Source organism: Armatimonas sp., assembly GCF_043760365.1.
Classification (GTDB): domain Bacteria; phylum Armatimonadota; class Armatimonadia; order Armatimonadales; family Armatimonadaceae; genus Armatimonas.
Genome location: NZ_JAYUPA010000723.1, coordinates 1 through 10538, shown reverse-complemented (window position 1 = coordinate 10538; position 10538 = coordinate 1). Strand labels below are relative to the sequence as shown.

The 10538-nt window shown below is 55.5% G+C and carries 11 protein-coding genes and 1 pseudogene; 11 read left to right on the top strand and 1 reads right to left on the bottom strand.

Annotated features, from left to right (window positions below):
- From ACH2EH_RS17100 to ACH2EH_RS17075, 6 genes and pseudogenes are all read left to right on the top strand, one after another.
- Positions 1–637, top strand: a pseudogene (locus ACH2EH_RS17100) (hypothetical protein); the annotation flags it as partial.
- 62 nt (positions 638–699) lie between these two features.
- Positions 700–1347, top strand: coding sequence for a YceD family protein (locus tag ACH2EH_RS17095; RefSeq protein ID WP_395143453.1), 648 nt, complete (start codon positions 700–702; stop codon positions 1345–1347).
- Between the two features lie 9 nt (positions 1348–1356).
- Positions 1357–1671, top strand: a complete 315-nt coding sequence (locus ACH2EH_RS17090) for a hypothetical protein (protein WP_395143451.1) — start codon at positions 1357–1359, stop codon at positions 1669–1671.
- Positions 1672–1707: 36 nt separating this feature from the next.
- Positions 1708–2550, top strand: coding sequence for a tRNA pseudouridine(55) synthase TruB (gene truB, locus ACH2EH_RS17085; protein ID WP_395143449.1), 843 nt, complete (start codon positions 1708–1710; stop codon positions 2548–2550).
- On the top strand, positions 2547–3446 hold the full coding sequence (locus ACH2EH_RS17080; RefSeq protein WP_395143447.1) for a bifunctional riboflavin kinase/FAD synthetase: 900 nt from the start codon (positions 2547–2549) through the stop codon (positions 3444–3446). Before truB ends, ACH2EH_RS17080 begins: the two co-directional genes overlap by 4 nt.
- A 20-nt stretch (positions 3447–3466) precedes the next feature.
- Positions 3467–4180, top strand: coding sequence for a class I SAM-dependent methyltransferase (locus tag ACH2EH_RS17075; protein ID WP_395143445.1), 714 nt, complete (start codon positions 3467–3469; stop codon positions 4178–4180).
- On the opposite strand, the gene ACH2EH_RS17070 is transcribed toward ACH2EH_RS17075, so the two are convergent.
- On the bottom strand, positions 4177–5169 hold the full coding sequence (locus ACH2EH_RS17070; RefSeq protein WP_395143443.1) for an ABC transporter ATP-binding protein: 993 nt from the start codon (positions 5167–5169) through the stop codon (positions 4177–4179). The genes ACH2EH_RS17075 and ACH2EH_RS17070 overlap by 4 nt on opposite strands.
- A gap of 104 nt (positions 5170–5273) precedes the next feature.
- On the opposite strand from ACH2EH_RS17070, the gene ACH2EH_RS17065 reads away from it, so the two are divergent.
- The 5 genes from ACH2EH_RS17065 to ACH2EH_RS17045 all read left to right on the top strand — a co-directional run.
- The gene (locus tag ACH2EH_RS17065) at positions 5274–7271 is read left to right on the top strand and encodes an NAD(+) synthase (RefSeq protein ID WP_395143441.1); all 1998 of its coding nucleotides are present in this window, start codon (positions 5274–5276) and stop codon (positions 7269–7271) included.
- A 95-nt stretch (positions 7272–7366) separates the two neighbouring features.
- Complete coding sequence (locus ACH2EH_RS17060) at positions 7367–8524, top strand: AAA family ATPase (RefSeq protein WP_395143440.1); 1158 nt, start codon at positions 7367–7369, stop codon at positions 8522–8524.
- Entirely contained in the window at positions 8521–9180 is a 660-nt protein-coding gene (locus ACH2EH_RS17055; protein ID WP_395143438.1) for a DUF4276 family protein, read from the top strand. The genes ACH2EH_RS17060 and ACH2EH_RS17055 overlap by 4 nt, the downstream gene beginning before the upstream one ends.
- Positions 9181–9345: 165 nt before the next feature.
- The gene (locus ACH2EH_RS17050) at positions 9346–9687 is read left to right on the top strand and encodes a hypothetical protein (protein ID WP_395143436.1); all 342 of its coding nucleotides are present in this window, start codon (positions 9346–9348) and stop codon (positions 9685–9687) included.
- Positions 9688–9768: 81 nt separating this feature from the next.
- Positions 9769–10538 (top strand): exo-alpha-sialidase (locus tag ACH2EH_RS17045; protein WP_395143434.1); only part of this gene is annotated, 770 nt, incomplete at its 3' end.

Sequence of the window (10538 nt, the reverse complement as noted above, 5' to 3'; positions counted from 1 at the left end):
CCGCAAGGCAGGGATGATTGCGGAGGATGCGGATCGCCTTCTCGAAAAGGCGGAGTTTGAGGCAAATGAGCAAATGCAGCAGGCGCGCTCCGCTGCGGGACAGGAGCTAGAGGACGCGCAAAAGAGCGCCCAGCAGCTTCTGGAGACGGCTCGAACCCAGTCCGAACAGGCACGTGCGGCGGGGCGACGCGAAGCAGACCAAACTCTGGAGCGGGCCCGCCAGGAAGCGTCTAAGATACTGGACGAGGCACGGCGGAAGGTTGAGCTGGCGATTCAGAATACAGCCATCATGGAGCAGGCCAATGCACAGGCACGCTCGATTGTCACGGGTGCTGAGGCCGATGCGGAGGTCGTTCGCCGTGAAGCACGCTCCGATACCGATGCGCGTCGCACTGAAACGGATCGCTACGTGCGGGAGACACGCACCGAGGTGGATCGCTACTCGCAAGACATGCGCCGCGATGCCGATAACTACGCCCGTGAGGTGCTCGCCACGGTCGAGCAGCAGCTCGATAATCTTCTCGGGGGAGTGGATCAGAAAATCGTCAACCTGCGTGCGCAAGTGCAGCGAGGACGGCAGCTTCTGGAGCGAACCGCCCAGGAGAATGAGCGGCTTGCTTCTGCCACACGGCGCTGATTTAGCACCGACTCACGGCGCTGATTTAGCACGAAGAGGCAGCAGGGCGATAGATTACTAACATGTCTAGATTTGCATACAACACAGACGATGACCCCGGCGAGGGAGGGGTCGTCTCAGTAGCCCCCCCCGGCAGTAAGGCGGCTGAGCGCGGAGTCAGCGCCCCGCTCAGCGGTGCTCCTGGCCCCGATGAGCTCCTGCTCGATGTCGGGATGCTGGCACGCACGCCGGGAATGCGCTACCAGCACCACATCGCTGTACCCAGCGGAGCGATCGCGGAGCTTGGGGCTCTCTCTACGATTGTCGGGAAGGTCGTCTTGACCAACACGGGGGCGGCACTGCTCCTGAATGGAACCGCCTCGGCCACTCTCCAGATGGAGTGCACCCGCTGTTTGAAGCCCACACAGTATGCGGTTGAGGCGGAGCTCGAAGAGTCTTTCGATCTGATTGCCGCAAATACCGCCTATGCTCAGGGTGAGGTCAAAGTCGTTGATGAAAATGTGGAGGCTTCCGTGGTCGAGGGGACAATTCTTAACCTGGGTGATCTGCTACGACAGAACCTGCTTCTGGCCGCGCCTCTCCAGCCTCTCTGCGCCGAGGGTTGTTCTAATGGAATCTCTGTGCCGGAGGAGGAGCTAGAAGCACTTACTGTCACGGCCCCTCTTGCTGGGCTTGGAGATCTGTGGGCCAAACGCCAGCAGGAGCCTTAGTAAGGGGCGATGACTGTCTTTCTGGTGGCGTTGATTCCCGTACTCTTGATTGGCATCGTGCTGGTCGAGCTGCTGCTGTGGCACGCGCCACGTCGAGGGAAGCGCTCGGATCTCAAGAGTCGCCCCCTTCCGCCGCGCCGCATTATCAGAGTGGTCACCCCCAGTGGCGACATTCTCACCGGCGAGCCCGAGCGCATAGTCGCCTCGCTGGCTCGCCAGGGCTTCTTCGGAGCCTACCCCGACCCTGACCCCGCTGAGGCATGGCACCTGCTCGATAGCTGGCGCGCCGTGGGTCGCATCCAGCTTCAAGTGGAGTGGCGTTAAGGCATCGGTAGTCGGGAGTTTTGCGCGACGAGAACTATGGACGGATTTCTAAATATACATAAGCCCGCTGGTATGACGAGTCACGATGTGGTGGCACGGGTTCGGCGGAACTTAAAGATCAAGCGGGTGGGGCACGCGGGGACACTGGATCCCGATGCAACCGGGGTGTTAGTGGTGGCTGTCGGGCAGGCGACGCGGCTCTTGCCCCACATACCACTGGAACCCAAAGTTTATCTTGCCACGATAGGCTTTGGCACTGCCACGGACACAGAGGACGCCAGCGGGCAAGTGACCGCCCAGGCCGATGCATCGGGGCTGACACCCGAGGCGCTGGTTGCCGCTCTGCCACGCTTTGTCGGCGAGATCCAGCAAGTTCCCCCTATGGTCTCCGCGCTGCATCACAATGGCCAGCGCCTCTATGATCTAGCACGGCAGGGAATCACGGTCGAGCGCGAGGCCCGAACGATTACCATTCAGGCGCTTGATCTCATCACTCCCCCATTATTGGGGGCAGGGGGAGCTATTCGGGTGACCTGCGGCGGGGGAACCTACATCCGAACGCTCTGCAAAGACATCGGTGAGGCGCTCGGGCTTCCGGCGCACATGGCAACACTGGTGCGCGAGGCTGTCGGGCCGTACAATCTCTCTGAAGCAATTGGCCTCGATGCTATTACGGAAGCGAAGCTCCTGCCGATGCACGAAGCCCTTGGCTGGCCGACGCTCCGCGTGAGCGATCACGAAGCCGCCGAGCTAAGGCTGGGTAGAACCATGGAAGGCCCCACAAGTGGAGGCGAGTGCGTAGCGCTCCACCAGGAACGTTTGGTGGCGTTGGTTCGCTGGGAAAGCGGGCACTGGCAGCCCTTCAAGGTATTTTCATGACACCAGAAACTTCCTCCACGGGGCGGGGACGAGGCGGTAAGACTGCACTCACCATCGGGGTTTTCGATGGCGTCCACCGAGGGCACCAGGCACTTTTGGCGGCGGCAAAGGCGAGCGACTTACCGACGACGGCCCTGACTTTTGATCCCCATCCGGCCGCCCTGCTCTCGCTGGGCCGCACTCCGAAGCTGCTGGGAACACTGCCAGAGCGACGGGAGCTGCTCAGGAGCTACGGTGCCGAAGATGTGCAGGTAATTGCCTTTGACCACGCTTTTGCAGCACTCACTCCCGATGCATTTATAGAGCATCTGCTACGACCACTCAACCCTGGTTTCATCGTTGTTGGTGAAGACTTTCGGTTCGGCTGCGAGCGGCGCGGCGATGTGGAAACACTGCGCACCGCTGGGCTGAAAGTGGCTGTCCTACCGGGCGTTTTTGTGGACGGGATACCCGCGCGCTCGACAGTGATCCGGCAGATGCTGGTCGGTGGACAAGTCACGGAAGCCGCACGCTTGCTCGGGCGTCCCTATACACTCTCTGGTGAGGTCGTTCACGGGCGCGAGCTCGGTCGGACTATTGGCTACCCGACGGCAAACCTTGCTCCCCACACGAGCCTCCTTGTTCCCGCGCACGGGGTTTATGCCGGAGTGGCGACGCTCCCCGACGGGCGTGCGGTGCGCACCGCGATCTCTATCGGCACCAACCCGACCGTCACGGAAAACGGCCCGCTGACAGTGGAGGCATTCTTGCTCGACGGTTTCGACGAGGATCTCTACGGACAGAAGCTAACTCTCGCGTTCGTGCACTTTCTGCGCGGCACCGTGAAGTTCGACGGTCTTGCACCACTTTTGGCACAGATGGCACGCGATGTTGCCCGAACGGCGCAGCTGATTTGAACCGAGAGTACTACCTGCAGATGCGCCGCTTGGAGGATCGCCACTGGTGGTTTGTAGCACGTCGGAACCTGATCTGCGCCGCTCTGCGCCACTTCTGCACAACCGAGAAACCCCTGGTGCTCGACATGGGCTGCGGGACGGGCGGCACGCTGGATCGGCTCAGGGAGTTTGCACAACCCGTTGGGCTGGATCTGGAGCCGCTGGCACTGGCGCTCTGCCGGGAGCGGGGGCACGTGAACCTGGTTCTCGCCTCCGCGACCTCGCTGCCCTTTGCCGAGGCGAGCTTCGACGCGGCGATCGCGCTAGATGTTCTGGAGCATATCCCCGACCATGCCCTTGCGGCACGAGAGCTGGCGCGTGCACTCAAGCCAGGGGGCGTTGCGGTGGTGACAGTGCCCGCCTACCAGTCACTCTGGAGCGGTCATGATGTGGCCTTGATGCACCAGCGGCGCTACCGGGCAGAGGAGGTACGCCACTTGCTCGAAGGAGCGGGCCTTAAGATCGAGCGGCTTTCCTACACCGTCTCAGCGCTCCTGCCTGCGGTCTGGGTGGTACGGAAGCTGCAAAACGCACTGCAAAAAAAAGACGTCCTGCCGCGTGCGGACGCAAGGCCGACACGGGAGCCCCTGAATGGTTTTTTAGGGTGGGTGCTGGATCTGGAGACACAGGTCGTTCTGCGCCATTCTCTGCCTTTTGGCCTGACTGTTTTTGCCGTGGCTCGGAAACCCGACTAGGCAGCAACTGCCGTTGGCACCTCGCTGGTCTCCGTGTCGGCGCTCTGGACAGAGAAGACAGTCACGTAGATGTCGTGCAGGCTGGCGGGCTCGGCGAGAATCTCGGTGAGGCGCATACGCTGCTTGATAAAGTTTAACACGTCGTTGCGGGGTACGGCGGCGCTGATGAGCATACGGATGTCACCACTGGCGGTGCGCTCCACGGAACGGATTGCAGGGTGATCCCGGAACGGCTTGAGATCCACCGACATCGGCTCAACGACACGCAGCCGGACGCTCAGACCAACTTGGGCACGTTGCCGAAGTACGGCAAGTGTCCCATCCGCCACCAGCCGACCTTGGTGTATGATGAGAAAACGATCCGCGATGCGCTCCAGAAGGTGCATGTGGTGATCGCTGATCAGGATGGTCATCCCCGTTTCCTGTAGCTCCCGAATGAGTCCAATAAACCACTCCTGGTTGACCGGGTCTAGGCCATTGAAAGGCTCATCGAGATAGACGATGCTTGGGCCATGCAGAACAGACTCCGCAAACTGAATCTTTTGTTGGTTCCCTTTGGAGAAGCTGGACAGAGCCATGTTGGGACGATTGGTCATTCCTAGGCGATCCAGCCAGTACTGGGTTGCTTCCGCCGCCTCACCCCCCGTGAGCCCTTTGCGGGTGGCTGCGTGGTAGAGGAGACGCTCGACGGCCAGGCTCATGTAGTAGGAACTGTCCCCCGGAAAAAATCCAATCTGCGCGAGATCGGGCTCCTCAGTGGCTCCCTCATCGAGATGGTAGATGACCTTGCCCATATCTGCTTTTTCCCGCTGGGCCATGATCGAGCCGATCGTGGTCTTTCCGGCACCATTAGGGCCAATCAGTGCAATCACTTCCCCACGACGTGCTTGAAAACTCACTCCCTTGAGGGCGTGAGTGGGGTCGTAGATCCGATGGATGTTCTGAATATCCAGTATGATGTCGTCAACTGGGGCCGCTGTATCCGGCATCGCCTAGCCTCCTGCACGGGGCGAGATCTGCTTCACACAAATTCACCCGGTAGAAGTATCGGCGCAATCGCTTCGGGACTTAAGCCCTGAGGTAAGATAATCCCATGTTGCCGTTTTTTAACCCGTACCGTCACGGCCTAGTTCGCGCGGCGGTCTGTATCCCTCTGGTGCGCGTCGCCGATCCCGCCTTCAATGCGGAGCGGACGATTGCGCTGGCCACGCGCGCCTCGGAGCAGCACGCCGCCGTCGCGCTTTTCCCGGAGCTAGGGCTCTCTGCCTACTCCTGCGAGGATCTGTTTCACCAGAGTGCGTTATTAGACGCGACGGAAAAAGCGCTGGCATCTGTTGTGGCTGCGAGCGTCGCGTGGGAGACGGTGCTGCTGATCGGCTTGCCGCTGCGTGTGGAGCACCGCCTGCTCAATGTCTGCGCTGTGGTGCAAAAGGGCAAGATTCTGGGGTTCGTTCCCAAGACCCATCTGCCCAGCTACCGGGAGTTCTACGAGAAGCGCCAGTTCGCCTCGGGCCGCGATGTCGTCACCCGCGACGTGAGCTTGCTGGGAAGCACGGTTCCCCTCGGCTCGGATCTCATCTTTACCTGCACGAATCTGCCAGACTTTGCGCTCCATGTCGAGATTTGTGAGGATGTCTGGACGCCGCTGCCGCCCTCGACATTTGGCGCCCTTGCCGGGGCGACGGTTCTTGCCAACCTCTCGGCGAGCAATATCACGGTAGGGAAGGCGGAGTACCGAAAAGCACTGGCATCGGGCCAGTCCGCGCGCTGCCTGTCGGCCTATCTCTACTCGGCAGCCGGGCCGGGGGAGAGCACCAATGATTTAGCCTGGGACGGCCACGCACTGGTCTACGAGAACGGCACGAAGCTGGCCGAGTCCGAGCGCTTCTCCGAGGACGAGGATCTGATTCTGGCCGACATTGATCTTGAGCGCTTGGTGCAAGAGCGCATGCGCCAGACCAGCTTTGCCGACTCGGTGCACGATCAGCGTGAGAAGCTCGCCACGATGCGCCGGGTTGCGTTTACGTTCGAGCCGCCTCTCACCGAGACAAAGCTCCTACGCCACATCGAGCGCTTCCCGTTTGTCCCAGATGATGCCGCCGTCCGCGATGCGCACTGCTACGAAGCCTATAATATTCAAGTCCACGGCCTGCACAAGCGCTTGCAGAGCGCCAAGATCGAGAAGATCGTGATTGGGGTCTCGGGCGGGCTGGACTCGACGCACGCGCTGATTGTCGCCTGCAACACGATGGATAAGCTGGGCCTGCAGCGCACGAATATTTTAGCCTACACGATGCCGGGTTTTGCCACCAGCGATCACACCAAGTCCAATGCCCATGCCCTCATGGCGGCGCTCGGTGTTACGGCGACCGAGCTAGATATTCGCCCGTCGTGCTTGCAGATGCTCAAGGACTTAGGCCACCCGTTTCACGTGGGCGAGCCGGTCTACGACATTACTTTTGAGAACGTGCAAGCGGGCGAGCGCACCAGCCATCTCTTCCGCCTCGCCAACTTCCATAACGGCATTGTCTTAGGTACGGGCGACCTCTCCGAACTCGCTCTGGGCTGGTGCACCTACGGCGTCGGGGATCATATGAGCCACTACAATGTCAACGCCTCCGTCCCGAAAACCCTTATTCAGTATCTCATCCGCTGGGTCGCTGCCAAAGGCTTGTTCGGCGAGGACGCTAGCCGAATTCTGCTCAGTATCGCCGACACGGAGATATCTCCGGAGCTAATCCCCAGCGGAGATTCGAGCGACAAGCCTGCGCAAAAAACCGAGGAGAAGATCGGTCCGTATGCGCTCCAAGATTTTAACTTGTACTACATCACGCGCTTTGGCTTCACTCCGAGCAAAGTCGCCTATCTCTCAGCGTCCGTCGGGGACTCCTACGACCTGCCGACCATCAAGAAATGGCTCGAAGTCTTTCTCTGGCGCTTCTTCAAGACCAGCCAGTTCAAACGGACTTGTGTTCCCAACGGTCCCAAAGTCGGTAGCGGCGGCAGTCTCTCACCCCGAGGAGACTGGCGCGCCCCGTCGGACTCGGAGGCGACACTTTGGCTTGAGGAGCTACGTGCGAACGTGCCATAGGTTTGCCTCCCCCCGCTCGACTGCTCGCGACCCCCTCCGGCTTCGCGAAGGGGGAGTTGGACTTGTGATTGATTCGATTAGGATAAAATAGAATTATGGATGGTAAGCGTTTTCTCAATTCGGTGAAGTTTACAAATTTGCTCTCATTTGGGCCAGAAGGAATGGAGCTAGAACTTCAGCCTTTAAATGTTTTGATTGGACCTAATGGTAGTGGGAAATCAAATTTCATTGATGCAATGAGAATACTTCAAGCTATTACTATTGATATTAATATTCCCTTTTCTAAAGGAGATACTGTTGCTGAGTGGTTATGGAAAGGAGAATTTATTCGTAATTCAAATTTTATAACTAACTGTGTTTTTAATAATGATAATATTTATATTTCATATTCTGCTGATATTATTGCAAATCGTCCTCGTTCTGGATTTACGAGGGAGATGATTTCTACTCATAAAGATGTGTCCTTATTAAATAAGGATTTTGATGCCGTTTCAAGTAATGGATATTTTGACTATATAGATAATCATGAAAAACAAATTTCGCAGTCATTTACAAAAAATAATAATTTTGTTGGCAGAAGACAACAATATATACTCCAAATTTTGGAATTGCAGAATATCAGAATTTATTCTGATTATGAAATTGGACGCTATTCAAAGATTCGTATGCCTCAAAATGCATCACTTGATCCCGGAGATATTTTTGAAGGATTTGGTAATTTGTCATTAGTCATAAATGATTTAATCTCGCGTCCAGAAATACTAACTCAAATTATTGAGAAAATGAAAATATTTTATGAAAATGTCGTGAATGTTAATACTAGAGTTGCATTTGGTACAATTCAAATTTATTTACAGGAGTTAAGTTTATCTGAAACTATACCTGCCACAAGGCTATCCGATGGGACTATTCGATTTCTTTCTTTGCTTGCAATATTACTTCACCCAGAACCACCACCTTTGATTTGTTTAGAAGAGCCCGAAATAGGAATGCATCCTGATATTCTTTCAACCATTGCAGAACTGTTAATTGGTGCATCAAAAAGAACACAATTAATTGTTACGACACATTCTGATATTTTACTTTCGGCAATTGGGAAAACTTGTCCTGAAGCAATTGTTGTTTGTGAGAAAGGCCCAAGTGGAACTAATATGACTCGGCCTGATCCTGAACAACTTGCAAAATGGATTGAAGAGAATTCTGATTTAGGGAATGTTTGGCTGTCCGGGTTAATTGGGGGAAATCGCTGGTGAGTGTGACCGGTATTCGATTTTATGTAGAAGGCGCACAAACTGGGGCAAATAGTAAACTAGGAAAGCAAGAGGCACGAAAAGCATTTCATATTTTTCTAACGGAGATTCGTGATGTGGCTTCACAACAGAAACTAGAATGGCACTCTATAGTAATTTGTGGTTCTCGACGAAAAGCCTATGATACATTTTGTAATTCTTTTGAAAAAGACTCTGAAATATTTCATATACTTCTAGTTGATGCTGAAGAAGATGCTTTGGGAGATTCGTATTCGACTGGGAAAATATGGGATTATCTTTTTAAACGTCCAGGAGATGGCTGGCTAAAGCCTCTGGGAGCAGAAGAACATCATGTTTATTTGATGGTTCGTACTATGGAAACATGGATTGTTGCGGATCATGAAAAATTATCCGAATACTATAAGAAGAATTTTAATGAAAAAATGCTTCCTGCTTGGAAAAATATTGAGGATGCGCCAAAGAGTCAAGTTTATGAGGGGCTAAAAAAAGCAACGGAAAAAACGACAGCGAAGGCGTATCACAAGACAAAGCATGCTTTTGCTTTACTAGAGATTGCAAGGCCTGAAATCGTAAAAAATGCATGTCCAAGCTGCCACCGACTTTTCTCTGTATTGCCAGAAAAATTACAAACTGGTTAAACATATCTTCACTGATTTTGCCCTAGTGCATCAAGAATATATTCTTGAGGATTTTGGTTTGAGATAGTCTGTCAAGGAGAATAGTGGCCTAAAAAAAGATGAGGTATAATTTATTTGTCAGGAGTATCTTGATAAAGACTATCTCGGGCAATGGGGGTTTAGGGTATGGCTACAGTTTCTCAGGTATTGGAAGATGCAGATCGAATTTTGGCGACATGGGAAGGGAACTCAGATTTTTCTCTTGCAACCATGACTAAAGTCCAGATGACAGTGAAGCGCGATGAGGTGCGAAGTAAAGCAGCGCTAATTGAGCAGAAGCGAGTGGAGCTGCGAGGACTCACCGAGTCACTCACCGACGAAGTCAAAGAGCTTGGACAGATGAACACGCGGGCAAAAAGTGGCTTCCGCGCTATTTACGGTCCTGATTCTCCGCAGGTGGCACAGGTAGGGATCACGCGCACCAGTGACCGCAAGCCGCGTACTCGAAAAGTCAAGCCGACGGAGTAGCTTGCCCGAGCAACTCGAAACCCCTTTGCCTTTAGGTGAGGGGGCAGGGGGAGAGGGGAAACGAAGGGAGAGGTCTGTGCCATGACACAAGACATTCTATGGAAGAGTGGCCAGGGTGGCTACAAGTCCTACCGGATTCCGGCGCTGGCAGTCACGAAAAAAGGCACGGTGCTGGCGTTCTGCGAAGGGCGGCGTGCGGGAGGCGGCGATAGTGGGGCAATTGAGATTCTCCTGCGACGCTCGGTAGATAATGGCGTGAGCTGGAGCGCGCAGCAAGTGGTCTGGGCCGATGTGGGCAACACCTGCGGCAATCCGTCGCCGGTGGTGGACCAGCAAACAGGGATGATCTGGCTCTTGCTCACCTGGAACCGGGGCGACGACAAAGAGCCGCAGATTATCGCGCAGACCAGCAAGGACACGAGAAGAGTTTTTGTCACGTCGTCGGTAGATGACGGTAGCACCTGGGCGACGCCACGCGAGATTACATCCGACGTGAAACTCCCCGAGTGGACGTGGTACGCTACCGGCCCGGGCGCGGGGATTCAGCTTAGGAAAAGCGGGCGTTTGGTGATTCCTTGCGACCATATCGAGGCCAAGACAAAGCGCTACTTTTCGCATACTATCTACAGCGATGACCACGGGGCGAGCTGGAAATTGGGTGGGACGACACCGCGCGATCAGGTGAACGAGTGCGAGGTTGTTGAGCGCAGTGACGGGGCTTTGCTTTTGAACATGCGTAGCTACGATCCAGCTTCGAGGGCGCGGCAGACCGCCCTCAGCCACGATGGGGGCCTCACTTGGACAGACCAGCGCCCGGATTTTTCGCTCATCGAGCCTATTTGCCAGGCCAG